This window comes from Thalassotalea euphylliae (genome assembly GCF_003390335.1).
Taxonomy (GTDB): domain Bacteria; phylum Pseudomonadota; class Gammaproteobacteria; order Enterobacterales; family Alteromonadaceae; genus Thalassotalea_F; species Thalassotalea_F euphylliae_B.
In genome coordinates this window covers 4284550-4309473 of sequence record NZ_QUOU01000001.1, presented here as the reverse complement: position 1 = coordinate 4309473, position 24924 = coordinate 4284550, and the positions used below count along the sequence as shown (strand labels likewise).

General features: G+C 42.5%; 24 protein-coding genes. 18 read left to right on the top strand and 6 right to left on the bottom strand.

Going from position 1 to position 24924, the window contains the following annotated elements; translation table 11 throughout:
- The first annotated feature begins 150 nt into the window (after positions 1-150).
- Genes DXX93_RS18700 through DXX93_RS20725 form a run of 7 tightly spaced genes read left to right on the top strand, consistent with a single transcriptional unit; the run spans position 151 to position 9582 of the window.
- A complete protein-coding gene (locus DXX93_RS18700; RefSeq protein WP_181902269.1) occupies positions 151-6294 on the top strand; it encodes an RHS repeat-associated core domain-containing protein in 6144 nt (2047 codons plus the stop codon).
- The gene (locus tag DXX93_RS18695; RefSeq protein WP_116009428.1) at positions 6287-6565 is read left to right on the top strand and encodes a hypothetical protein; all 279 of its coding nucleotides are present in this window, start codon (positions 6287-6289) and stop codon (positions 6563-6565) included. The genes DXX93_RS18700 and DXX93_RS18695 overlap by 8 nt, the downstream gene beginning before the upstream one ends.
- On the top strand, positions 6562-6933 hold the full coding sequence (locus DXX93_RS18690; protein WP_181902268.1) for a GlyGly-CTERM sorting domain-containing protein: 372 nt from the start codon (positions 6562-6564) through the stop codon (positions 6931-6933). Before DXX93_RS18695 ends, DXX93_RS18690 begins: the two co-directional genes overlap by 4 nt.
- A 33-nt stretch (positions 6934-6966) precedes the next feature.
- Positions 6967-7575 (top strand): hypothetical protein, encoded by a 609-nt coding sequence (locus DXX93_RS18685; protein WP_116009427.1) that lies wholly within the window; start codon positions 6967-6969, stop codon positions 7573-7575.
- Positions 7576-7605: 30 nt separating this feature from the next.
- Positions 7606-9003, top strand: coding sequence for a PKD domain-containing protein (locus DXX93_RS18680; RefSeq protein WP_116009426.1), 1398 nt, complete (start codon positions 7606-7608; stop codon positions 9001-9003).
- 43 nt (positions 9004-9046) lie between these two features.
- Positions 9047-9340 (top strand): hypothetical protein, encoded by a 294-nt coding sequence (locus DXX93_RS18675; protein ID WP_116009425.1) that lies wholly within the window; start codon positions 9047-9049, stop codon positions 9338-9340.
- Positions 9341-9351: 11 nt separating this feature from the next.
- Positions 9352-9582, top strand: coding sequence for a hypothetical protein (locus DXX93_RS20725; RefSeq protein ID WP_147302720.1), 231 nt, complete (start codon positions 9352-9354; stop codon positions 9580-9582).
- A gap of 10 nt (positions 9583-9592) precedes the next feature.
- Here DXX93_RS20725 and DXX93_RS18670 read toward each other — a convergent pair whose 3' ends face one another.
- On the bottom strand, positions 9593-9979 hold the full coding sequence (locus DXX93_RS18670; RefSeq protein WP_116009424.1) for a hypothetical protein: 387 nt from the start codon (positions 9977-9979) through the stop codon (positions 9593-9595).
- 161 nt (positions 9980-10140) lie between these two features.
- Between DXX93_RS18670 and DXX93_RS18665 the strand changes: the two genes are divergently transcribed.
- From DXX93_RS18665 to DXX93_RS18640, 6 genes are all read left to right on the top strand, one after another.
- Positions 10141-10563, top strand: coding sequence for a helix-turn-helix transcriptional regulator (locus DXX93_RS18665; RefSeq protein WP_116009423.1), 423 nt, complete (start codon positions 10141-10143; stop codon positions 10561-10563).
- Positions 10564-11534: 971 nt separating this feature from the next.
- Positions 11535-12221: a DUF4136 domain-containing protein gene (locus DXX93_RS18660; RefSeq protein WP_147302719.1), complete on the top strand. Its 687-nt coding sequence runs from the start codon at positions 11535-11537 to the stop codon at positions 12219-12221.
- A gap of 26 nt (positions 12222-12247) precedes the next feature.
- A complete protein-coding gene (locus DXX93_RS18655; protein WP_116009421.1) occupies positions 12248-12790 on the top strand; it encodes a DUF3016 domain-containing protein in 543 nt (180 codons plus the stop codon).
- A gap of 82 nt (positions 12791-12872) precedes the next feature.
- Complete coding sequence (locus DXX93_RS18650) at positions 12873-13400, top strand: DUF3016 domain-containing protein (protein ID WP_116009420.1); 528 nt, start codon at positions 12873-12875, stop codon at positions 13398-13400.
- A 114-nt stretch (positions 13401-13514) separates the two neighbouring features.
- On the top strand, positions 13515-14018 hold the full coding sequence (locus DXX93_RS18645) for a DUF3016 domain-containing protein (protein WP_116009419.1): 504 nt from the start codon (positions 13515-13517) through the stop codon (positions 14016-14018).
- Positions 14019-14137: 119 nt separating this feature from the next.
- Positions 14138-16003, top strand: a complete 1866-nt coding sequence (locus DXX93_RS18640) for a diguanylate cyclase (protein ID WP_116009418.1) — start codon at positions 14138-14140, stop codon at positions 16001-16003.
- A 25-nt stretch (positions 16004-16028) separates the two neighbouring features.
- Here DXX93_RS18640 and DXX93_RS18635 read toward each other — a convergent pair whose 3' ends face one another.
- Together DXX93_RS18635 and epmB are read right to left on the bottom strand one after the other, a co-directional pair.
- Entirely contained in the window at positions 16029-16334 is a 306-nt protein-coding gene (locus DXX93_RS18635; protein ID WP_116009417.1) for a hypothetical protein, read from the bottom strand.
- 32 nt (positions 16335-16366) lie between these two features.
- Positions 16367-17383, bottom strand: a complete 1017-nt coding sequence (gene epmB / locus DXX93_RS18630) for an EF-P beta-lysylation protein EpmB (RefSeq protein WP_181902267.1) — start codon at positions 17381-17383, stop codon at positions 16367-16369.
- Positions 17384-17420: 37 nt separating this feature from the next.
- Here epmB and efp point away from each other — a divergent pair, with 37 nt between their 5' ends.
- From efp to panP, 5 genes are all read left to right on the top strand, one after another.
- Positions 17421-17990, top strand: a complete 570-nt coding sequence (efp, locus tag DXX93_RS18625; RefSeq protein WP_116009416.1) for an elongation factor P — start codon at positions 17421-17423, stop codon at positions 17988-17990.
- Between the two features lie 174 nt (positions 17991-18164).
- Positions 18165-19094 (top strand): ABC transporter ATP-binding protein, encoded by a 930-nt coding sequence (locus DXX93_RS18620; protein WP_116009415.1) that lies wholly within the window; start codon positions 18165-18167, stop codon positions 19092-19094.
- Positions 19095-19106: 12 nt separating this feature from the next.
- Positions 19107-19880 (top strand): ABC transporter permease, encoded by a 774-nt coding sequence (locus DXX93_RS18615; protein ID WP_116009414.1) that lies wholly within the window; start codon positions 19107-19109, stop codon positions 19878-19880.
- Positions 19881-19894: 14 nt separating this feature from the next.
- Positions 19895-20602: a tRNA (guanine(46)-N(7))-methyltransferase TrmB gene (trmB, locus tag DXX93_RS18610; RefSeq protein WP_116010045.1), complete on the top strand. Its 708-nt coding sequence runs from the start codon at positions 19895-19897 to the stop codon at positions 20600-20602.
- A 362-nt stretch (positions 20603-20964) separates the two neighbouring features.
- Entirely contained in the window at positions 20965-22605 is a 1641-nt protein-coding gene (gene panP, locus DXX93_RS18605; RefSeq protein WP_116009413.1) for a pyridoxal-dependent aspartate 1-decarboxylase PanP, read from the top strand.
- 76 nt (positions 22606-22681) lie between these two features.
- On the opposite strand, the gene panC is transcribed toward panP, so the two are convergent.
- The 3 genes from panC to folK form a co-directional block, all read right to left on the bottom strand.
- The gene (gene panC, locus DXX93_RS18600) at positions 22682-23533 is read right to left on the bottom strand and encodes a pantoate--beta-alanine ligase (protein WP_116009412.1); all 852 of its coding nucleotides are present in this window, start codon (positions 23531-23533) and stop codon (positions 22682-22684) included.
- A 17-nt stretch (positions 23534-23550) separates the two neighbouring features.
- Entirely contained in the window at positions 23551-24345 is a 795-nt protein-coding gene (panB, locus tag DXX93_RS18595; protein WP_116009411.1) for a 3-methyl-2-oxobutanoate hydroxymethyltransferase, read from the bottom strand.
- A gap of 79 nt (positions 24346-24424) precedes the next feature.
- The gene (gene folK / locus DXX93_RS18590) at positions 24425-24922 is read right to left on the bottom strand and encodes a 2-amino-4-hydroxy-6-hydroxymethyldihydropteridine diphosphokinase (RefSeq protein ID WP_116009410.1); all 498 of its coding nucleotides are present in this window, start codon (positions 24920-24922) and stop codon (positions 24425-24427) included.
- Positions 24923-24924 lie beyond the last annotated feature (2 nt).

Sequence of the window (24924 nt, the reverse complement as noted above, 5' to 3'; positions counted from 1 at the left end):
TCATTACTGATAATTTCCACTCTAACTTTCTCTAGTAACTCGCTAGCTGAATTGAATATTTCAGATGCTAATCCGTCATTGAGCCTGAGAGGCTGTAATGATAGTAATGTCCAAAGAATGATTTCCGATGGCATTCTTGTTAGCGGAACTATGAGCGTATCTGAAACTACAGAGAATACAGCGCTATTTAAATGGAACTACCCAGCAGATAATGATCATCAAAATTTAAAAGCGCAGTTAGGCATTTATGATTCGAACGACAATGTTATTGCTCGAACACAAATATCAAATTTACATAGCATTTCAGCAGGCTTTATATCTCAGCATAAAGAAAACATAAGCAACGGTAATTATTACGCTCAAGTTGCAATTATGCTAAGGGGGGATAGTTCAAAGCTTTGCGCCCTAAAAAGTAATACGGTCAATATATCTCAAATCATAGTACAACCTAATGAATCACCAGAGCATATAAGGTCGAGTGTTTCTTCAAACGAAATCAATGTGAATGAAAATGTAACTTTTACAAGTGTTTGGAAAGACCAAGACTCAACAGCCATTGTCAACGTAAAGGCTCGCTACCGTAAAACAGGCACAACACCATGGACTGAAGTAGTACTTGATGACATTAGCGGCAATGTAAAAACAGGCTATACCTTCAATAAATCCATCACCATGACAGCGATTGGTCAGTACGAAGTTGAGTTCCAAGCATCTGATAATGATGGCAATACTGCAAACTATCAAGGTCGCAAAATCTTTACGGTAGTTGAAGAGAGTAATAGTGCGCCAACATTAAATTCAAGTAGTGCCTCTCCAACTTCAGTCACGGTAGATAATGATGTTGTGTTAACAAGCGTTTGGAAAGATTCAGATTCCACTAGCATTATCGATGTTAAAGCGAGATATCGTAAAACGGGCACATCATCATGGGCTGAAGTCGTGTTGAATGCCATTAGTGGCGAGGTTGCTACGGGTTATACCTTCAACAAAGCTGTCACTATGACTGCCATTGGTCAGTATGAAGTTGAGTTCCAAGCGTCTGATAATGATAGTAATACCACGAGCTATCAAGGGCGCAAAATCTTTACGGTAGTTGAAGAGAGTAATAGTGCGCCAACATTAAATTCAAGTAGTGTTACTCCAGCTGAGGTTACGCTAAATGATATAGTTACTTTGGCCAGCGTTTGGCAAGACCAAGATTCAACAGCCATTATCAACGTAAAGGCTCGCTACCGAAAAATAGGCACAACATCATGGACTGAACTCGTATTAGATGCCATAAGTGGTTCGGTTGCTACGGGCTATACCTTCAATAAAGCTGTCACCATGACAGCCATCGGTCAGTACGAAGTTGAGTTTCAAGCATCTGATAATGATGGTAATACAGCGAGCTACCAAGGGAGAAAAGAGTTTCTGGTTCGAGAAAGTGCTAGTAACGTTTCTATCTTGAAAGTCAACCTGTCAGGTCAAGGTAAGATACACAGTTCACTAAATAAAGATATCGACTGTGGCTCCAAATGCAGCTATCAATATGAAAACAATAGTCAAGTCACTCTAGTGGCTGTAGCTGAAGAGGGCTGGAAGTTTAGTTCGTGGAGTTATCAGCCTACTCAAACTAATCAATGTACGACGGCAACTTGTAGTTTAGTCATTAAAGAAGATTTAACGCTTACTGCGGTATTTATAGAACAAGAAACACCAACGACAGATCCTCGCCTTATTGACTTTAGCCCCAAACGAGCTGTAAAAGGCAGTAGTACTACCTTTACTTTGGTTGGTGAAAACTTACCAGAGCAAATTATTGCAAACATTCAGGGGACGTTAGGGCATTGTACTGATATTAGCAGTAATGGAAGCACTGTAACTTTAACTTGTACCCCAGATGAACAGGGCGCTAAACGTTTTTATATAAAAGATGCAAGCGATAAAAACCAGCCTATTGCAGGCTCGGAGCATTGGTATGTAGAAGTTACGCCAGCAGTCCAAGGTAATGCGCCTTCTGTATGGATTGATAACTTACCCGATTATGTAACTTTAGATGAGCAATTTACTTTAATTGTCAAAAGTGAAGATGTTGACGGAGATCTGGTAAGCATTCAAGCTGACTGGGAAGGTGATAATAATCTTGATCGCAAAGTTAATGTAAGTAACCCATACGGACAAGATATCGTATTCTCTTATACTCGTAGTAATAACGATTTAAGTGATTTAACACTGAAGTTCATCGCAACAGATGAGAGCGGTAATGAAAGTACTTTTAAATACAACATTCCAGTTGTGCAGTCTCAAGAAACGGAAGAGGTAGTTTCAGGCTACGAAGGGGCTGAATTAGTTAGAGCTCAAGATCAATGCACAATAAATGCCGCGGCTTTGAGCAATTCTAACCCAATAATTCCAAGCAACGGCGCTAAAGTTGAGTACAAGCAATTACTCACTGTAAATGGCGTTGTACCCGTTACTTTTGATATCAGCTATAACTCACTTATTCGTGGGCAAAGCGGTATTGGTATAGGTTGGGATTTCGCCAATGCCTATGCAGCACAAATTGCTGAAGCAGCAAATGGTGATATCACCATTTTATGGTCAGATAATCAGCAACATAAGTTTAGCCCTAAAGGTGATGGAACATACAATACCGAAAGCTTTGGCTGCCGTTTAGATAAGCTTAGAAAATTAGAAAACGGGACTTTCTCAGTTGAACGCCGTAATCGCTTAACCTATGTTTTCAATGAATTTAATTTCTTAACCCGTATTGAAAACCACAAAGGTCAAGGTGTTAACTTTGAATTTGATGAGCAAAGTCGCCTCAAAAAAGCATACGATCCTATCAGTAATGCAGGTATCAACTACATCTATAACCAAGATGGTTTCTTAGTTAAAGCAACCAGCACTGCGGGTAGAACAGTTAATCTTAACTATGAAGATAAGCGATTAACCAAAATCACACATGCCGATGGCACAGTTGAAGAATTCACCTATAACGCCCTAGATCAAATCGTAGACCACTTCCTAGACACTGTTCTAGTGAGTTCAACTAAATACGACAATAAAGGTCGCGCTATAGAGCAGGAGGATTCACGCAATGACAACGAACCTCTTCGTCTTGCCTATCAAGAAACCTATGAACAGGTTATTACAACCATTACCGATAGAAACGGTAAAATCACTCAAAAAACCTTTGATAAAAATTATCAGCTTGTTAAGGAAGTAAATGCTTTATCGCATGAACAAAACTTTGAATACAACCAAGACGGCAAGCCAACCTTAGTTACCAATGGTAGAGGCTACTCCACCAGTATGGCTTATACTCAATTTGGCGATGTCACCGACCTATCAACACCAGACGGCGCAATTGATAAAAACCAATACGATAATAATCGTAACCTAATAAGACACGCCAATGCATTAGGAGAAGAAACGCTTTATAGCTATGTAGAGGGAACTAACAACATTGCAACCATCACAAATGCACTCGGATTAACAACGTCGTTTACCTATGACGAAAATAATCAGCAAACGAGCATCACTACTCCTGAAGGAAGAACCACTTACTTTACTTATACTAATGGCTTATTAACTAGCGAAACTAATCCAGAAGGCGATAGCCGTAACATATATTATGATTTAGATGGCTTTATAGAATCTGAAACTGACTTTCAAGGAAACACAACCACGTACGAGCGTGATGGCTTGGGGCGTGTTACTCGAAAACAAGACCCGCTCAATTATGCTGAAACGTGGACTTATGATGCCAGAGGCAATGTGCTGGAATATGGTGATAAACGCTATAACAGTGAGGCCATAGATTATGCAGGAAAATTTAAGTATAGCTATAACGGGCAAGGTGATTTATTAGAAAAACGCTGGGTTAGCAAACACTACAGTACGCCTGATGTTGTACATAGCTACAAATACGATGGCGAAAGCCGTTTAATCGAAAGTACCGATCCTAATGGCAATATCACAGTAATAAAACGCGACGCTCTAGGCCGAGTTATCGAAACAACCGATGCATTAGGGAATAAAGTAGCAGCCAAATTTGATGAAAACGGCAACCTAATTGAATCTAGTGATGCTAAAGGCAATACCAGCAAAGTGACGTTTGATGCAATGGATCGCACCACACAAACAGAAGATGCCGCAGGTAACAAGCAATCTTCTGTGTATAACTTACTTGGGCAGATCACCAAAACAACTAATGCCTTGTCACAGGTTTGGCATAGTGCTTATGACAAACTTTCTCGCCTAATCAGTATTACCCATCCAAGTAATCCCGATGAGCCACTAGTTGCCAAGCAAAGCTATGATAAAGATAACAATGTTACCGGTGTCACTGCGCCAGCCGATGACACGCGTACACTCGACCTTAATAACAATGCGCAAGTCGAAACTGAAACCACAGCTGATAACGTAGCGCTGCAATATGCATACAATGAAAATGGTTTAGTAAGTACTTTCATTAATGGACGCAATCAACAAACAAGCTATCAATACGATGGTAGTTCACGTTTAATAAGCGTTACTGACCCTATTTCTACTGTTAGTTACGGCTTGGACGCTAATAGTAATCCTATTAGCATTGTAGAGAACAGTGTCACTATTTCTCGTTTGTACGACAGCTTTAACCGCGTTGGTCAGTACAAACAAAATGCTGACGATGATCAGCGAATTAACTTTGCGATTGATGATGTGGGTAATGTTACCCAGCTGCAATACTTAAATAATAACCAGAGCTTAAACACGCAAATTAAGTACACGCATAATGCCCTGAATTTGGTTACATCGGTAAGTAAGCTGGGCAGTAATGATATTGCAGCAGAGTATGAATACGATGCCAACCAAAACATTACTAAAGTGACTCGTGGTAACGGTACTGTACTGGAAAACACCTATGACAACTTAAATAGGCTAACTAGCAGTATTGATAAAGCGCCAGATGGCACTGTAATACTTGAACAGCATTATACCTACAATGCTATTGGGCAAGTCATCAAGGAAGATATCAGCCCAGAGTTTGCTCCACCGGTTGAGCTATTAACTCAGCAGGTAATGACCTATTCAGCCGATAACCGTATTGCCAGTAAAAATTCAGAAACTTTTGACTTTGACCTTGATGGCAATACACTCAATGTAGGTGATTTGGCATTAAGTTTTAATGCCCGTAATCAACTAACCAGTGCAGGTAATCACCAATATACCTACAACGCTGAAGGGATGCGTGATACGCAGACTTATTCAGATGACAGTGGTGAAACTCAAATTCGCTATGCTTTGTTACCAGATTATATCGGCTTACCACAAATCGCATGGCAGCAAGTTACTAACCCTGATGACTCGGTAGATTACCATTATTTCATCTACAGTCCTTATGGTTTAGTTTCTCAACGTACATCGAAAGCCAACCAAGCCGCACAAGACTACTATTTTCACTATGACTATCGTAGCTCAGTAGTCGCAATTAGTGATCAAAATGGTGATATGGTTGCCCGTTATGGCTATACGCCATTTGGTACACGTTTTGATGCGCCAGAGTTTGCAGAGCAAAACCAAGCGATCACAACACCATTCGGCTACAACGGCCGCGATGGTGTGATCACCGATAATAACGGCCTTATCTATATGCGTGCCCGTTATTACTCACCAGAGCTACGCCGTTTTGTGAGCAAAGACCCTATCCGTGGAGATATTAGTGATTTAGGTTCGCTCAACCGATATGCCTATGTGGGCGGAGATCCGGTGAACTTGGTAGATCCGAGTGGTCAAGCAGCTGAAACTGCTTGGGATATTGCCAATGTTTTGATTGGAGTTAGAGAAACCTATAATAACATAGAACAAGGTAAATATTGGTCAGCTGCTGGATCAGCATTTGGAACTGCCTTAGATGGTTGTGCAGCAGTTTTTCCATTTGTACCAGGAGGTGCCAGCACACTCATTAAAGCCAATAAATATAGTAAAAAGGTAGCCTCAGAAAAAAGTGTACCGCAGCAAGTAAACCCCAATAAAAGAAGCTATAACTCGAAGGAAAGAAATGAGCTATACGATAAATATGACGGTAAATGCTATTATTGCGAAATCCAATTACAAAAACAGAAAGGTAGTCCTACCTCATTAGAAGCTGATCATGTTAAGGCTTATATTAAGGGTGGCAAAACCACGATAAAAAATGGAGCCGCCAGCTGTAGGAGTTGCAATAGAAAAAAAGGCAAAAAAGACTTTTTACTAGAATGGATGCCTCCTAAATTAAGGTACAACGAAAAAGTCGAATATATTCTAAATAAAATATCAAATGAATAAAGTTGACGTGAATGATTTAGCAATTGTTTGTCCACATATTATAAAGAATGAGAGACCTATTCTTTATATTGATAAAGATGAAAAAGATAGATTTGCTTTTATGTGTGGATTATATGATCACATCGGTACTGAAGGAGCAAGACTAAGCCATATTAGTCACATAGTTGAGGCCGATAAAAGTATTAAAGAAGCCATTGAGAATTTGAAACAGAATCAATATTGTGAACGAAAGTCTATAAATCATGAATGGTTTTTTGGGGAACTAGAATGAATAAACTAATTTTATGTAAAGCTATTCTATTATTAAGCTTTAATACTTTTGCTGTCGACTACAAATACGACAATGCTAATCGTATTACAGAAGCTGCCTATAAAGACGGTACTGTAGTCAGTTATACCTACGACAAAAATGGAAACTTACTGACGGTAACACCAAATAAAAGTTCATCTGGTGGCCAAGATACTGGAGGCTCAAATACAGGAGGAAGCAATACTGGTAATACGAATACAGCGCCCCCCGAAACAATTGAACCAGCTAAACAAGAATCTAGCGGCGGTTCGTTCGGCTGGATAACTTTGATCATTGCTAGCGTTCTGGTTGTAATACGCCGCAAAGTGGTTGTGAGCATAAAAAGGTGACCAAATAGTGATGTTATCGGTGGTTGGTGAGCAGTGAAAAAAAACTTAAACCCAGATAAAGAAGCAATAGCGAAGAATTTGCAAGAGTTAGCATTGCGCCCTATCAATCGTTATCTGTATTACCAAGAAAAAAGGCATGTGGGCTGTATTCCTACTTTGCCAGAATCTGCAAGAGCAGATGCAATCAAAAAGCGAATTCAGCACTATTACCCGAATCAAAATATTAACCTAGATGAAGTTACAATACAGCTTGCTTCGCCTGTCGCACGTTTTGACAGCTGGCTTGAGGCGCAGCATGGCAACGCTAGTTGTCAGTTAGCCCTTGAGCAATTTAGCAACCAAATTTTAGCCTTAGTTTATGCGGGACAGCCACAAAACCATAACACTCACTTTGACTTAAAGCAGGCACTATTAATGGCGTGTGAGTCGGTGAAAATTAACGATGAATATCGCAATCAAAAATTTCAATTAATTGCGTTTTCATCTAAATACATTCGCTCAACAGTGTATGCGTTTATTGGTCATACGGAGCCGCTTTATGGTTGTGTGTTACCAAAAGACGTTAAATCGACAGCACAGTGCTATATGGATGACGCCCTATTTAGCCAATGGTTTGGTGCTAATTTGTCAGTTGTAAAATAATTCAATCGTTAGATAGCAAAGGTAACTTTGATGAATAAATTTGTATTCGTAATTATTCTATCCCTATTAGTTACATCTTGTGGTGGTGGCAGTTCAGACTCTTCACAGTCTGAAACCACAGCGTTAATACCAAAAATTGAATTACTTAACAGTGATATTATCGCTGGAGATCGTATCCAGCTTTCTGGCGCCAAAAGCGAAGGAAGTGGTTCCTTGAGCTACTTATGGCAGCTGACTAGCAAACCATCTGACAGCCAAGTATCAATATTAAACGATACGAGCCAAGGCATTGAGTTCATAGCTGACGTTTCAGGTGAATATGAATTGATGTTAACGGTAAATGCCAATAATCGTTCGCAAAGTACATCACTAACAGTGAATGTTGCAGTCAATGAGCCTCCTGTAATTAACATTGAGTATTCGGACAGGCTTACGTCAATAATTGCTGGAGAAACAGTATCGTTAAACGCTCAACAATCAAATGACCCTGAGCAACACGAATTAAGTTACCTTTGGCAGTTTTTATCTCAGCCAGAATCAAGTAACCAATCAAGCACAACTAATGATTATCTAGATTTTAATCCTCTAGTGCGAGGTGATTACTCGATACAGTTGTCCATTACTGATGGGTATAATACCGCTACTCTAGTACTCGACTACAAAGCAGTTGAAACACGCTCGTTACTCGTACCCAATGCCAACTCTAACCTATCAGCTAAAGAACAAGTTGAAGCTGTTTTCGGTGAAGGAAGTTTAGACTTACCAGAAACTCACGATGCGGAGCATTTCGCAATTACAACAGATAGTGATATTGGCGATCACTTTAGCTTTACACTTCACTTGGAACAAGATGGTGACCGAGCCATTCCAATAGAGCAAACAGACCGACAACGCAGCGAAATAAAAACATATGCGAATAGCCCTGAGCAATTGACCTGTGAGCAAGGTGAAGCCATGTCTGTTTTCTGGCAATTCAAAACGGATGACATAGGATTAAGTTATTCGTTTTCACATCTGTTTCAAATAAAGGGGGAAGCTGACCACCCACTGCTTACTTTTACTGCTCGGCGTGTTTCTAATGAAAACAATGCGCTAAGAATACTGCACAGCGAGCAAGACACTGTATTAGCTGAAATTGACTGGGATTTAGTCAAACAGCGTTGGCTGGATGCTCGTATTGATTTTTCATGTCAAAACGATGGCTATTTAAAGGTAGTGATTGCTGATACTTCCAATCAACAAGAACTTGTATCATTGGACATATCAGAGATTGATATGTGGCAAGACATCGCTCTCGATAAACTGGGTTTTAAATTCGGACTATATCGTAGGGTTAAACTCTATGCTGATGATGAACTATTTAGAGAGGGGCTAAGTTCACTGATTGATAAGGTATATGTGGGCACGATACGCATAGAAACACACTAAGCCAGCTAACGTTAAACCAAAAACCTTTGAATGGAATATCAGAATGTTGAACTCACTATTTAAAACTCACTGGCTAGCACTTGGTCTCAGCGTATTAGTTTCAGCTTGTTCAACTTCGCCCCATTTGAATCATGGAGATTACAGTACTCATTTTACTTGCACAGATAAAGACAAAAAAGGTGAATACTTCTTCGTCAATAAATTCTATTTTCCTCCAACACCACAAGAAAAAGAAAATGAGCTACCAATATTAAAACAAAGAATGGAAAAAGAGCTGAAAATGAAATTATATGATTGCAAGGAAGTACCAGATGAATACGTTCCAGATGATCTTTAAGAGAATAACGAATGTCTAGTTCATATAAAGAAGAAACAGCGACATATACACGCACATGTAAGCACTGCGGTTCAACGCGAAAACCCTTAGTAAAAATAGCCTACTACAGAGGAGATGTTATTAGTTCTGACGTATATTGTGATGCCTGTGGAAAGAACATGGATAGCTTAAAAATAGAAAATAAGCTTTTGATCATGGTTGTTATTTTGGTCGCTATTATTTTGTTATCGTCAGACTGGTAAATATAGCTATCTATTGTTTATCTCTATCAAAATCACGCTTAGAAGTATTATTTTCTCTGAATTTCTGCATTTCATCTTTACGAGCTTGAATAACTGAAGCTTTATTATCAACGCATGACTCAAAATAGTCTTTTTCATCACCTGTAATAAGTGAGCGTTGTAAAAGCTCTACTTTTTCTTCTGGAGAAAATGAAGTGACAGCTACGTTAAGGGTATTTTGGATAGTATCTTGAGCGTCAAGCAGCTCTTGCTTTGAACCAAGCATTCCCTCCCAGCCTTGCTGATCATGATATTTAAAACTAGCCCCAATATTTTTCCACTCTTGGTAAACACGACTAAAAGCCTTTGCTTTTTCCGCAAGTGAATCGTCTACTGGGTGAAAAAAATGAGCGTTCAAAACATCAATCCTAAAGAGAGTACCACTTAATAATGTGCGCTAATCACCATAATTGCAATATTTAGCAGAACTTTGATTTTTATAAATAAAGACACTAATTTAAGTATTAGGAGTATGAAGCAACTAACAGTGTAGTAAAAACTCAGGAGTAATATTTAGCTATGTCACAACCATTTAATCAGCAAATATGTGATATGGCGAACTCAATGGGGATATCGCTCTACCAGCGCTTTTCTCAAACAGAAGCATCCTTATTTCTTCACTGTAACCTTGAAGTGCTACAAACACTCCAGAAACAGCATAAAATCGAATACATTCAAGTGAGCAAAGACATTTGCGAATTTTTTGGCTTCCAGCTAATCCAATACCTCGTACAACAAATCCAACCTAGCACTCAGCAGTCTTCACCTGAGAATCCAGATAGAATAATAGACATCAAAGAAGTACAGAAGCTTACAAACCTCTCTAGAACAACAATTTGGAGAATGGAAAGGGTAGGTAAGTTTCCTGACAGATTACCGCTTTCAAGTAGTCGAATTGGTTGGCGTTATAATGATATTCAAGAATGGATAAAGAGTTGCTAGGAACGATTTATATAGAATTTTTAGCGAGTGTTTCATGTTGTTTCAATTTAGTCCATTATTCATGCTTTACACAGATCGTAAAGCCTTTAAAATATCATCGAGAATCACATTGAACCATCATAAAAAGTAGGTGGGGTATAATGTGGGGTACGACTAAAAAAAGTAAAGATATACTCAATATAAAACAATGAGATAGGCTGCAAATGGGCAGCATGATGTAATTTTGCTGGTCTAAATTGATTCTTACTGCGTTGCCTTTTCGGCTCGCATAGAAAATGACCTATGCGTCGCTCAAGGCGCCTTGTCATAATCAATTTATCCTACGCAAAATATGCTAACCCTATTTGCTAAAACCCGCTTAGGCGGGTTTTTTATTGCCTGAATATTTATCAGTGGAGCGATGTGATGTATTGCTGGTTCGGGCGCTCACATACAAAGTAACCTATGCTTCGCTCGAACTGCCTTGAATTAGCCACTTTTCTCAGCGTAAATTGGCGTAAATAAATGCTTAGAAAAAAGTTTTATCCTGCGCAAAATGTGCTGACCCTATTTGCTAAAACCCGCTATTTAGCGGGTTTTTTATTGCCTTGAATTTGTGCCCGTAATTTTGATTACGGCGTTTTTATTCCGATCACATACAAAGTAACGTATGCGAAGCTTATAACGCCTTGTACGAATCGTTTTATCCTGCGCAAAATGTGCTAAAACTCGCCTAGGCGGTTTTTTATGGCCTGTAGCTTTGATTACTTTACAATGAATGCTTGGTTCGGACGCTCACATTATCGCTTTTATTGCACGTCTAACACCTTGTTTATTTTGCCATTCGGCGATGATTTCTTGCCTTTACACTATCTTTACTTCACTTGATGTAAATCATAGCTTACATCTTTAAGATGTCTTAATTTGACGGGCGATGGCTTGTTGCTTAAATCGAACATAATGTTGTAAAAAGCATGTGAATAGTTAAGCGATTGTCAGTACAATTGCCGCCCCAATTATCGGTGCTGGGTATCGGCATTCGCGGCGCATTGCAGTTCTGGGCTGTTTCTTACAAGGTTAGCAAGTTAACCAACATTTACACAGGGTATATGATGAAGTATTGTCACTTAGTATTGCTCCTCTTGGTGTTACTGGCTGCTGGCTGTGTACAACTAAATCAAGCTCAAACCGGTGCGCAAGTTGATAAGCAAACACAGCTGGCAATTTCTGCGGTGCGTGATTTACCCAACAGTTTTGCCAAAGGCGATGCGTTTACTATTGTGCCAACATTTGTTGATTCTTCCGTTATCAATACTGAGCAAACGGCGATTTATCAAGCCTATGGCGAGGCGATAGCCAGTGCGTTGCAATTAGCGGGCTATCAGCAAAGCGCCAATGAACAATCAGACTTTACTGTTGTCTATGGCTTGGCGCTACAGCAAGATTTATCCGACACGGCGATTAGTGAAAATTTAGGTGTTTTACCTGGTTTGAGCAGTGCCGAGCGCTTGGAAAAAGGCAGTTTTCTTATCTATATTGAAGACAGTGTCACTAACCAGCGTATCTGGCGTGGTGCGGTGCAAGGCTTTGTTCATCAAGACTTTAGCCGCGCTCAACGCGAACAGCGCGCGGTTACTATCGTCAACTCTGTTCTTTCATCGTTTCTCAACGAGAAATAACAACTTATTCAGACGTTTATATTACTATGATGCAATTTATTTCCCTTCTAACTTTTAGCGGTAAGCGCTTAACAGGTGTACTGATGTCGGTGGCTCTGGCAACTTCATTACTGGCCTCAATGCAAGTGAGTGCGGCGTCGGTTCAAGTCGAGTGGCGTGAACCGGATAGCTACCGCGATATCCACCCTGCTGGCCGCAGTCACGAACAATTTAGAGCGACGACATTTACCGACTTGGAGCATAATTTCGGTAAATTAGCCAAATCTTTACCTGACAACCAACTGTTGAAAATCGTGGTGCGTGACTTAGATCTAGCTGGCCATGTCAATATGAACAGTGAGTCGCCGCGCCGTCGTTTTATTTCGAGCTCGTACTTTCCCAGAATGAAATTTTCATACAAGCTGTATGATCAATCGGGTCACTTGATAAAAGCAGGTGGCGCGTATTTGAAACGCCCCGATTTTATCGCTTCAACCGCACAAGAATACAAAGACAAAACGCTTGGTTATGAGAAGCAAATGATCGACCGCTGGTATGCTGAAACCTTTGCGCCACGGGATGTGAAGTAAACTTTGTGATTAATTGTAAAGCCGCTGAACTAGCGGCTTTTTTATTGGTCACAAATAATACAACAGCGCAGTAGGTATAAAAATGAAACAGACAACATCAGTTGTGATTACGGCACTTATCAGTTCGACGCTTAGCTTTTCATCGTTAGCTTCTTCATCGTCGGCCTTGTCACCAGCGACCAACAAGGTCGAGATAAATTGGACGAATGCTGAACACTACCGTGATTTGCGTTCGACCACTGAAACTAAGCAGGCCACTCAGCGCCGATTTTTTAAAGAAATGGGGGAATACCTCAACCACTTGTCAACACAGTTACCAGATGGCTACAAACTGGCACTAGAGGTAACACAAGTCGACCTTGCTGGTCGTATTCGTTTTGTAAATGGGCAGCAAGTTCGCATCGTCAAGGATATTGACTATCCTAATATGGCATTTAGCTATCGATTAACCGCGCCGAACGGCCAATTGATCAAGGCTGAAACAGCTCAAGTTAAAGGAAAACGCTTTTTGTTGGGGGCACAGCACCAGCCCCATAAATTAAAGCCGTTTGCCTATGAAAAAAAGATGATCGAAGCTTGGTTCGACAAGCACATCGTCCCTCAGATTTAATCGTAAGCTGATCAGCCACTTGCGATTACGAGTGACAAAACAACAATCGACAAAGCTTTCAGTACCAAAGTACATAGTGACAACATAATCAGTGACAACGCAGGATTAAAAGACATGAAATTATTATCGTACAGCCTAGTAGCAATTTTACTTTCGGTATTTAGTCTGACTACGGCTAATGCCGGCACCGTATCGGTCGAATGGACAAATCCAGACGACTATCGTGATATTCGCCCAACCAATGAATCAAGAAAGCGTTTTAAAGAGCGAACGTTTAAAGACTTAGAGCAGTTTGTGACTAAGTTAGCCGCTGAATTACCGCAGGGATATGAGCTTAAACTTAACGTGACCAACCTTGATCTGGCTGGCAATGTCGAGTTTGGTCGCACACAGCAAATTCGCATCGTTCGCCAAATTCACTTCCCCAGTATTGAGTTTGACTATCAGCTGATTGACGGCAATAGCCAAGCAGTGGCGAGTGAGCAAGTGTCGCTCAAAGACATGAATTTCTTACACCATATCAAATCAAATTTGTTGTCTAAGTCATTGGGATACGAAAAACGTATGTTGAAAGAGTGGTTCAACAAAACCTTCGCAGAGCAGATTCAAAAGACCTAGCTTTGCGCTATTTTGCCTAGTGTTGAGATATTTAGCATAACGGAATGACAAAAAATATTTAGCGAATGAGCACTTAGGTGGTATATAAACCGTGTTGAGCAACAAACTCTTGGTTATCAATGCGGTTTTTTTTCTTTATTTTTAGTGTTTTCCTTACTTTTACGCCGGTTGCAGCTGCCGATATTGACGAGCAGTTAGCGACTATTCAACAATTAGAGCGCACGCAGCAATTGGCCGAACTTAAACAGCTACTCGGGCAATCTTCATTAACACCCATTCAGCGCTTTTCGGTTTTAGAAGCGGTTACTTGGCATTATTTTCAGCACAATGAGTTAGATGCCTCGCTTGAACAAGGGCAAATTGCCCAACAATACGCAAAACAATATCGCCTGGCCGACAAGCAGGCGAGCGCGAATAAGTTAATTGGTATTATTTATTACTACCAAGGCAACTTAAAACAAGCACTGGCAAGTTACCAACTTGCACTCGCTTACTTTGAAAAAACTGCGCAGAAAATTGAGCAAGCAAATGTGCTAAACAATATTGCACTGGCGCAAAGTGCGATGGGGCGCTCACAGGCCGCGTTAACAAGTTACCTAGCGGCAGAGCCGCTGTATTTAGCGCACGGATCAGAGTACGACGCCATCGATGTGCGAGCCAATATTGCTGGTTTGTACATAGCGCTGCGGCGATTTGATCAGGCGATCGCTATGCTTGAAAGTGCAGTCACCTATTACCAAGCCAATAATCATCAGCAAGACTTAGCAAGAGCGCAGGCCGACCTTGGTGTTGCGCATAAGTACGCGGGTAATTTGCAGCAAGCCCAATCTCGCTTGCTCGCGTCCTTAACGTTTTATCAACAACAAGAGGACAGTTACAACCTAGCTGCTACGCTGCACAATATTGCCGAAGTGTACTTGCTGATGAAATTACCGATTAAGGCACAAGCATACGCAGAGCAAGGGGAGATGCGCAGCCGCGATAGTGAACACAGTAAAGCATTAATTGGCAATTTACAGGTACTGGCCAAGGTCTGGTACTGGCGAGAGGATGCTCTGCGGGCTCAGCAACATTTACGGGAAGCGATGAATCTCGCCAAAAAGCTTGATTACCAAACGTCGATGGCCTCGTTACAGATACTCAATGCACTTGTTGAGGCGGCGTTAGGTCGCCCTGAACAGGCAATAGCGGCAGCGCAAGCGTACCAGTCATTGGAGCGCAATCGCTTCAATACTGAGCTCAATGCGATGTTGGCAGAAACTGAGGCACTTCAACTGCAACAAAAGTTTGATATTTTACAGCAACAAACTGCTTATCAAGCGCAATTGAGCCACAGCCAAACCGTTAAGGAGCGTTACTTTTTTGCCGCAGCGACTTTGTTTATGTTAGTGCTGTTTTTGGGCTATCGAAAATTGCGCGACTTTCACCTGCATAAAGAGTTGGCGCTGCAGGTTGAATTACAGACGGAGAAATTAACCAAAGCTAATCAACAACTGCTACAAGCCTCATTGCAAGACGGGTTAACAGGTGTCCAAAATCGCCGTAGTTTTGATGCGGATATCCGCAAACTCTGGCAAGGGGTTACACAAACTAATCAATCATTTGCGTTGTTGTTTATCGATATTGACCACTTTAAAGCGTTTAACGACACGTATGGTCATGTTACGGGCGATAACATACTAAAAGCAGTAGCTCAGGTGTTGGAGCAGTCGGTTACTCATAATGCCACGGTTTATCGCTACGGAGGTGGAGAGTTTGCGATACTGCTTGAGCATAGCAGCAAAACGCAGTTAATTGAGCTGTTCGAGCGGATCCAAGCCAAGCTGAACACTATGGCCAGTGTGGCGATGCAAGAAACTATCACCGTTAGCGCTGGGGCGTGTTATTCAGATGAATATCTCGGCTCGCTAAACGAGATGCTCAAGCGTGCAGACAGTCGTTTATATCAAGCGAAAGATGCTGGCCGAAACCAGCTTGTCGCTTAGCTTACCCGCGAGTGGCTTACCGAAATCAGTCGGTGTAAGACTTTTCGAAGTTAGCGAGTACCGTAAAAAGTTGCTCAATTTTTTTCACCAGCGCAATTAACTGCGCTTGATTTTGCGATTCTTGCCACGTTAACAAGTCGTCAGCGACTTCTTCCACATAAGGTTGGAAGGTATTCGCTGATGAGTTAAAGCCCGCGTCAGCAGTGAATATGGCAGAAAAGCCCGCTTTTTTCTCTTCGCGCAATTGTGCCAGCGTAGCATCGGCAGCTAGTGATTTTTTCAAAATAATCGAAATATTATCAATTAGTTGTTGGTTTACAGCGTCAGACATAACAAATGAAGTAATGAGGAAAGTTAGCGCTATTATCGCAAATTAATAGGGGTTTTGTTAGGTTCGCCAGCAATTTCGCGTACTAGCTTAGGCATTAAGTAGCCGGGTAGTATGGTCATTAATTCATTAACAATACCAATGGCACGTGCTTCGCTAATATCAAAATGCGTCGCGCCTTTTACTTTGTCTAACAAAAACAAGTAATAAGGCTGAATGCCGCTATCAAACAAGCGTTCGCTTAGCGCAGCCAAAATTTCTGCACTGTCATTTACCCCTTTAAGCAAGACGTTTTGATTAAACAAGGGAATGCGTTTAGCCCGCAGTTTTTCAATCGCTTGTTGGACGTGTGGGTCGATTTCATTCGGGTGATTAATATGAAATACCATAGTCGCTTTTAAGCGTGAATTGGCCAGCATATTCACTAAACCGTCGGTGATACGGGCTGGAATAACCACAGGTAAGCGAGTGTGTATGCGCAATCTGGTGACATGTGGAATTGCTGATATTTGCTCAACCAGCCATTGCAGGTGTTGATCGTTAGCCATTAGTGGATCACCACCGCTAAAAATTACTTCGTTGATTTCACTGCGCTTGGCAATATAATCCAGTGCTTGTTGCCAGCGTGCTTTGTTGGGGCTGTTGTCCTGATAGGGAAAATGGCGGCGAAAACAGTAGCGACAGTTCACCGCACAGCCACTTTTCACTATCATCAGTACGCGATGGGTGTATTTATGCAGCAATCCCTCGGCTGCGGTTTCGTGCTCGCCGAGCGGATCGCTAACAAAACCATCAAGTTCAATAAATTCATCGCTAAGCGGCATGACCTGCTTTAGCAGTGGATCATTTATATCGCCTTTTTGCATCCGTGAGATAAACGGCCTTGGCACGCGCACGGGAAATAACTTGCGGGCGTGAAAGTGCTCAAGATATTGCTCAGGGTTGATGGTTAATAACTCAAGTAGCTCACGAGGATCGGTGACCACTTCGGCTAACTCTTTTTGCCAAGAAGTGTGCAAATCTGGTTGAATTTGAGTTATTATCTGCGGCATTTGTTAATCTAATCTCTCGAAAGTTAAGCGAGTATTTATGGCTTCTTTTAGTACAAACCAATTTAAAGCTGGTCTGAAATTAATGATCGACGGCGAGCCTTGTAACATTCTTGAAAATGAAATTGTTAAACCGGGTAAAGGCCAAGCATTCAACCGCGTTAAAATCCGTAAATTAATCTCTGGTAAAGTACTAGAGAAAACCTTCAAATCAGGCGAGTCTGTTGAAGGTGCTGATGTAATGGATTCAGATCTGGGTTATTTATACGCCGATGGTGAATTCTGGCATTTTATGAATAACGAGACTTTTGAGCAAGTTGCTGCTGACGAAAAAGCGATTGGTGACAACGCGAAATGGTTAGTCGAAGGTGACGTTTGTACTATCACTTTCTGGAACGGTAACCCTATCTCAGTCGCGCCGCCGAACTTTGTTGAACTGGAAGTAACTGAAACAGATCCGGGTCTAAAAGGTGACACAGCGGGTACTGGTGGCAAGCCTGCTACTTTAAGCACAGGTGCTGTGGTTCGTGTACCATTATTCGTACAAATTGGCGAAGTGGTTAAGTGTGATACACGTAGCGGCGAATACGTCTCTCGCGCTGGCAAGTAAACACACCGAAATCTTAAAAAAGCTCGCTTAGGCGAGCTTTTTTTGGTGCTAATTTTTGCATCAGTTTTGCTTTAGTTTGCGTATTAGTTTTCGCGCTAATTTCGGTATTAGCTGAGTTGAAAACCCCCGCTTTGCCCTCATAATTACTAACTCCACAAAGTTAAGGTTGCGTTCATGACCCCCGCATTAGAAATCAAAGATCTACAAAAAATATATAAAGGCGACTTTCACGCCTTAAAAGGTATTAGTTTGTCGGTTGAGCAAGGCGACTTTTTTGCCTTGCTTGGCCCCAATGGTGCAGGGAAGTCCACTTCAATCGGCGTGATCACATCACTGGTGAACAAAACCTCAGGCACGGTTAACGTGTTTGGCCACGACATTGATAGGGAGCTGGAAAAAGCAAAAAGCTATATCGGTTTAGTGCCGCAAGAATTCAACTTTAATCAGTTTGAATCCTTAATGCGTATTCTGGTCAACCAAGCGGGTTATTATGGGGTTGAGCGCAGTGTTGCAGTAAAACGAGCCGAGAAGTACCTCAAACAATTAGACTTGTGGGAAAAGCGAGACAACGCTGCCCGCATGCTTTCTGGTGGTATGAAGCGTCGTTTAATGATCGCCCGTGCGCTGATGCACGAACCCAAGGTGCTTATTCTGGACGAGCCAACGGCAGGTGTGGATATTGAGCTACGTCGCTCTATGTGGGAATTCCTGCGTGAGCTGAACGCACAAGGCATCACCATTATTTTGACCACTCACTACCTGGAAGAAGCCGAAATGTTGTGCCGCAATATTGCCATTATCGACAGTGGTCAGATTGTTGAAAACACTAGCATGAAACAGTTATTGGCGACCTTAGATATTGAAACTTTTGTCTTAGATTTGCCAGCCAATAGCGTTAAACCTAGCCTGCAAGATTTTACCTATCGCGTGATTGATGATCATACGCTGGAAGTGGACGTGAAGAAAACCCAAGGCTTAAACGGCGTATTTGCCCAGCTTTCCGAGCAGGGCGTGCAAGTGTTAAGTATGCGTAATAAGTCAAACCGATTAGAAGAGCTTTTTGTGCGACTCGTTGCTAACAACGATGCACAAGCTGGGGCATAAGAGGAGTAACCAATGAACTCAAGTACAAATTTTATTGCGTTAAAAAGTATTATGCACAAAGAAGTGCATCGTTTTATGCGCATTTGGGTACAAACCTTAGTACCACCAGCGATCACGATTAGCCTGTATTTCGTGATATTCGGCTCGCTAATTGGCTCGCGCATCGGTGAAATGGGCGGCTTTGATTATATGTCATTTATTGTGCCGGGCCTGATCATGATGAGTGTGATCACTAACTCTTACTCTAATGTTGCCTCGTCGTTTTTTAGCGCCAAATGGCAACGAAATGTCGAAGAAATGCTAGTGGCACCTGTGCCAAACTGGGTGATCGTTGCGGGTTATGTGGGCGGCGGTATGGCACGTGGTATTTTAGTCGGTGCCATTGTCACGTGTATTGCCATGTTCTTTACCAATATTCAAATTCACAACGTTGCCGTGATCATCATTACAGTGGCGCTCACCTCTGCGGTATTTGCCCTTGGTGGTTTGATCAATGCGGTATTTGCCGGCAGCTTTGATGATATTTCGATCATTCCAACCTTTGTCTTAACACCGTTAACGTACTTAGGTGGCGTGTTTTACTCGATTAGCTTGCTCCCTGAATTCTGGCAAGGGGTGTCACAGCTGAACCCTATCGTCTACATGGTTAATGCGTTCCGTTATGGCTTTTTAGGTATTAGTGATATCGACTTAACGGTGGCTTTTGCTGTGCTCGGTGTGTTTATTGTGGGCTTATGGTCAACGGCGATGTACTTAATTCGCAAAGGCATTGGCCTAAGAAGCTAATGGTGAGCAAGCTAATGTCTGAGCAAGAAAATCAAATTGACGCGCTTAGTGGTGATTCTAAGGCCATTGTCACCAACCAAGATGGCGTACACGAAAAGCTAGAGCAAATTGTGCAAAAGCACTTGGCGCATCGTTTTGAAAAACCTTACCAGCAGCATACCCTAACCGCTTTCGAAGCGCTTGATGCGAAAGTTAAAGCATGGGGTGGTGAGGTTATTCTTGATGCTTGCTGTGGCGTTGGTCAAAGCACGCGGTTAATCGCCAAGCAAAACCCACAAGCGCTGGTCATTGGCGTTGATAAATCGGCACATCGGGTCAATCGTAACGTTGAAGAGCACTTTCCGGTGGATTTAGCTGGGGTCAGTAACTTTGACATTATCCGTGCGGATCTTAACGATTTTTATCGACTGGTCGCCCAAGCGAATTGGCCAATTGTTAAACACAATATTTTGTACCCCAACCCTTGGCCAAAAGCGAAGCATATACAGCGGCGCTGGCATGGCGCGGCGGTATTTCCCAGTATTATTAAAATCGGTGACACCATAGAATTGCGCAGCAATTGGCGTTTATACCTTGAAGAGTTTTTGCTCGCGGCTAAGCTTGCTGGGCGCAACGGCCAGATCACTGAGGTTAAACTAAGCGCTGCTGATACACCCATTACGCCGTTTGAAGCCAAATTTATCAACAGTGGCCAACAATGTTGGCAATTAACCATATCCTAGTGATTTTCACCAAATTCACTGGTTTAAATCACTAAGCTTCACTTGCTACTTGGTTATCAAACAAAATAAAAGCTAAATAAAACAAGTGGTTGCGATATTGGCGTAAAAGTTGATTTACTCCTTGCTCAACGCAAGGAGAGTTCAATGTCTAACACCGTCAAAAAAGATGTATTAACTAAAGCATTTGTTTTAATTAGCCTTTCCCAAGCTATTCTGATCTACATCGGGTAATCAATACGTAACAGACACTTAGCATTCGCTATGGTGGCAATAACACAAAGAAACGAGACATTTTCGACGATTTTGATTACACTGCCGCATTCGTTTTTAAACAGACAAAAGTTCTAATATCACGGTAATGTATGACGGCAGGTAAACGCGCGGCGGAAGTATCATTAGAGTCGATGCACCGTATCTTTACAATTCCTGAAGCTCCAGATTCAACCTTAGGTCGTATCGAAAAAGAAATTTCGGAGAACCTAGCGGGCTTCTTGGGAAACCATATCGTTGCGACGGAGCAGGCACTGACAGAGATTGAAAAAGACTTTGCTGGTGCCAGCATTCCAGAGCAGCCAGCATTTGTCTCTGATCACACGCATCACTTGCTAGACAAACTGGTATCGCGCTCTGTGCACACCTCAAGCCCAAGTTTTATTGGGCATATGACCTCGGCATTGCCGCATTTCTTATTGCCATTATCAAAGTTAATGGTTGGCTTGAACCAAAATCTGGTCAAAATTGAAACCTCGAAAGCCTTTACGCCACTTGAACGCCAAGTACTGGGTATGATGCACCGCTTGGTCTATCAAGATTCCGATGACTTTTATCAATCGTGGATGCACAGCGCAAACCACTCGCTTGGGGCATTCTGCTCAGGGGGCACGGTTGCCAACTTAACCGCGCTGTGGGTTGCGCGTAACAATATGCTAAAACCCGACGGTGACTTTAAAGGGGTTGCGCGTGAAGGCTTATACAGTGCGTTAAAGCACTATGGTTACGATGGGTTAGCGATTTTAGTCTCTGATCGCGGTCATTATTCACTGAAAAAGTCGGCAGATGTACTAGGACTAGGCCAAGACAGTGTGATTGCTATTCCGACCGACGAATACAACCGTATCGACTGTCAGCAATTAGCAGCCAAATGCCAAGCGTTAGCCGATCAGAATATTCGCGTGTTGAGTATCATCGGTGTTGCAGGTACTACGGAAACGGGCAATATCGATCCACTGGCCGAAATGGCGGCAATTGCCAAGCAATTTAACTGTCATTTCCATGTCGATGCGGCGTGGGGCGGTGCGACTCTTTTATCGAACAAATACCGTGGCTTACTGGCTGGTATTGAACAAGCGGACTCGGTGACAATTGACGCACATAAGCAAATGTATGTGCCGATGGGCGCTGGCTTGGTGGTATTTAAAAATCCGTCTTCTGTGGCGGCAATTGAACATCACGCTGAATATATTCTGCGTAAAGGCTCGAAAGACTTAGGCAGTCACACCCTCGAAGGCTCGCGCCCGGGTATGGCGATGTTGGTCTATGCAAGCTTGCATATTATCAGTCGTCCGGGTTATGAATTGCTGATCAATCAAGCGATTGAGAAAGCAAAATATTTTGCCAACATTATCAAAGCGCACAATGAATTTGAGCTGGTTACTGAGCCAGAGCTATGCTTATTGACCTATCGCTATGTGCCATCGCAAGTACAAGCCTTTATGGCAGGTGCCGATATTGAAACCAATCAGGCACTTAACAAAGGTATTGATAAGCTGACCAAGCATATTCAAAAGACACAGCGAGAGGCTGGTAAGTCGTTTGTGTCGCGTACGCGTATAGAAGTGCAAAAATACGGCGGTAAAAAGGTATTGGTTTTCCGTGTGGTGCTGGCAAACCCATTAACAACAGAAGAAATTCTGCAAGAGGTGCTTACCGAGCAGGTGGAAATTGCGCAAAGTAGTATTAAGTTTTTGCCAGAATTGTTGGCGAAAATTAGCAACTCGAATTAGGTTAACTAAACTCCCTCATTAATAGCAAAAAGCCGCGTTTATACGCGGCTTTTTAATCGGGTTCAGGAAAATAAGCTTACTGATTGATGGTAACTTGTAAGTTATCAATCAACCTGGCTTTACCGCAGTAGGCGGCAGCAAGAATGACCAGCGCTTTGTCATCGTCACTGGCGGGCTGCAGTGTTCGAGCGTGAACAATGTTGAGGTAGTCCACCTGCAATCCTGCTGCGTTGATTTTTGCTTCGGCTTGTTTGGCTAAGCCAATAAAATCGTCGTTATGCTGAATTTGCTCAGCCAGCCATTGCATACTTTGATAAAGCACCGGGGCGGCGGCTTTTTCTTCTGCTGTTAAATAGCCGTTACGCGAACTCATGGCTAAACCGCTGTCTTCACGCTTAGTGGCGACTGGTACTATGTCAATCGGCATGTTTAAGTCTTCAACCATGGTTTGAATCACTTGCACTTGCTGATAGTCTTTTAAACCAAAGCAGGCAACATCTGGCTGAACGAGATTAAACAGCTTGCAAACCACAGTTGCAACGCCACGGAAGTGACCGGGGCGACTCTCGCCACAGTAGCCATCTGAAACTTGCAATACTTCCACAAAGCTCTGCTTGTCTAAGCCTTTGGGGTAAATCACGTCTGGCGTTGGTGTGAACAAGAGCTCACAACCTTGTTCAATAAGCTTTGCTTGATCTGCTGCCATCGTACGTGGGTAGTTATCAATATCTTCACCAGCGCCAAACTGCATTGGGTTAACAAAGATACTGGCAACGATTTTGTCGGCGCGCTTTTTTGCTTCCGTGACTAAGGATAAGTGCCCTTGATGTAAATTTCCCATGGTTGGCACAAAACCTATGGTCAAGCCTTGTTGCTGCCACGCCTTAATTTGGGTACGTAGAGATTGAATGTCGCTTACAACTTGCATAACAATAGTGCTCTTACCTAGCTAAAAATATGGTCTTCGCCAGGGAAGTTACCGTTTGATACTTCGTCGATATAAAGTTCGATCGCTTTTTTGATATCACCAGTATCTTTTAGGAAGTTACGGGAAAATTTCGGCATATAGCTGCAAGAAATACCCAAGGCATCATGCATCACTAGAATTTGACCATCCGTATCGCGACCTGCGCCAATACCTATGGTTGGAATGCTTACCGCTTGGGTGATCGCTTTACCTAAGCTTTCAGGAATACATTCAAGCACGAGTAGCTGGATACCTGCGGCTTCCAGTGCCTTGGCTTCTTCAATCATGGCTTGCGCTTGCGCTTGCTCGCGGCCTTGTACTTTAAAGCCACCAAATACATTGACCGATTGCGGTGTTAACCCCAAGTGACCACAAACTGGAATACCGCGCTCAACTAAGCCTTTGATGGTATCAACTAACCAGCTACCACCTTCCATTTTGACAATCGAAGCCCCCGCCTGCATCAGCTTAGTGGCGTTTGCAAAGGCTTGCTCTTTGGTCGCGTAGCTCATAAACGACAAGTCACTAATGATCAGCGTATTGTCAACGCCTGCTTTAACGCAACGGGTGTGATAAGCCATATCTTCAACGGTCACAGGCAAAGTATCATCGTTACCTTGCAGCACCATTCCCAATGAATCGCCAATGAGAATGGCATGAATGCCCGCTTGATCAAACAGCTTGGCAAAGCTTGCGTCGTAGGCGGTAATGGTGGAGATCTTCTCACCATTTTGTTTCATTTTTAATAGCTTAGAAGTTGTCATTTTAGCCATAGTATTGTCCAAATAAGTAGCGTTACACCGCTGAGGTAAAATCGCTAGCTGAGTTTGAAGGTAGCATGTGCAAGCTCAGCTAATTTAGCTGCAACTTACCATAAATTTTTAACCCGTTAGTTGCAATCGCTTTGCTTAAATCACTGACGAGTTCACCACTAGGTAGCGATAATTGAGGGGCAATTTCTGCCAAAGGCAGTAACACAAATTCACGCTCTGTCATGCCGTAATGGGGAATGATAAGGCGCTCTGAGTTAATGACTTGTGCATCGTACAAAATTATATCGAGGTCGAGAATACGCGGCCCCCAGCGATTGCCTTTGCGCACGCGACCCGCTTGTTGCTCTATTGCTTGCAGCGCATCGAGTAGGGCTAGGGGAGTTAGCTCAGTTTCCAGTGCCAAGACGGCATTCATATAATCGGGCTGATCTTGCGGTCCCATCGGGCGGCTAAAGTACAAGCTTGACACAGCGCTAATACGCGATTGCGCCACTGTGCCAATCGCGTCGACGGCCAGTTGGATCTGTTTGGCTGGCTCGGCGAGATTACTGCCTAAGCCAATGTATGCGGTGGCCATGA

Bases quoted from the DNA above. Each gene is read 5' to 3' on its own strand.
- DXX93_RS18700 (WP_181902269.1), top strand. From the start codon at position 151: ATGAGCGTATCTGAAACTACAGAGAATACAGCGCTATTTAAATGGAAC.
- DXX93_RS18695 (WP_116009428.1), top strand. From the start codon at position 6,287: ATGAATAAAGTTGACGTGAATGATTTAGCAATTGTTTGTCCACATATT.
- DXX93_RS18690 (WP_181902268.1), top strand. From the start codon at position 6,562: ATGAATAAACTAATTTTATGTAAAGCTATTCTATTATTAAGCTTTAAT.
- DXX93_RS18680 (WP_116009426.1), top strand. From the start codon at position 7,606: ATGAATAAATTTGTATTCGTAATTATTCTATCCCTATTAGTTACATCT.
- DXX93_RS18675 (WP_116009425.1), top strand. From the start codon at position 9,047: ATGTTGAACTCACTATTTAAAACTCACTGGCTAGCACTTGGTCTCAGC.
- DXX93_RS20725 (WP_147302720.1), top strand. From the start codon at position 9,352: ATGTCTAGTTCATATAAAGAAGAAACAGCGACATATACACGCACATGT.
- DXX93_RS18665 (WP_116009423.1), top strand. From the start codon at position 10,141: ATGTCACAACCATTTAATCAGCAAATATGTGATATGGCGAACTCAATG.
- DXX93_RS18655 (WP_116009421.1), top strand. From the start codon at position 12,248: ATGATGCAATTTATTTCCCTTCTAACTTTTAGCGGTAAGCGCTTAACA.
- DXX93_RS18650 (WP_116009420.1), top strand. From the start codon at position 12,873: ATGAAACAGACAACATCAGTTGTGATTACGGCACTTATCAGTTCGACG.
- DXX93_RS18645 (WP_116009419.1), top strand. From the start codon at position 13,515: ATGAAATTATTATCGTACAGCCTAGTAGCAATTTTACTTTCGGTATTT.
- DXX93_RS18640 (WP_116009418.1), top strand. From the start codon at position 14,138: ATGCGGTTTTTTTTCTTTATTTTTAGTGTTTTCCTTACTTTTACGCCG.
- DXX93_RS18635 (WP_116009417.1), bottom strand. From the start codon at position 16,334: ATGTCTGACGCTGTAAACCAACAACTAATTGATAATATTTCGATTATT.
- epmB (WP_181902267.1), bottom strand. From the start codon at position 17,383: ATGCCGCAGATAATAACTCAAATTCAACCAGATTTGCACACTTCTTGG.
- efp (WP_116009416.1), top strand. From the start codon at position 17,421: ATGGCTTCTTTTAGTACAAACCAATTTAAAGCTGGTCTGAAATTAATG.
- DXX93_RS18620 (WP_116009415.1), top strand. From the start codon at position 18,165: ATGACCCCCGCATTAGAAATCAAAGATCTACAAAAAATATATAAAGGC.
- DXX93_RS18615 (WP_116009414.1), top strand. From the start codon at position 19,107: ATGAACTCAAGTACAAATTTTATTGCGTTAAAAAGTATTATGCACAAA.
- trmB (WP_116010045.1), top strand. From the start codon at position 19,895: ATGTCTGAGCAAGAAAATCAAATTGACGCGCTTAGTGGTGATTCTAAG.
- panP (WP_116009413.1), top strand. From the start codon at position 20,965: ATGACGGCAGGTAAACGCGCGGCGGAAGTATCATTAGAGTCGATGCAC.
- panC (WP_116009412.1), bottom strand. From the start codon at position 23,533: ATGCAAGTTGTAAGCGACATTCAATCTCTACGTACCCAAATTAAGGCG.
- panB (WP_116009411.1), bottom strand. From the start codon at position 24,345: ATGGCTAAAATGACAACTTCTAAGCTATTAAAAATGAAACAAAATGGT.
- folK (WP_116009410.1), bottom strand. From the start codon at position 24,922: ATGGCCACCGCATACATTGGCTTAGGCAGTAATCTCGCCGAGCCAGCC.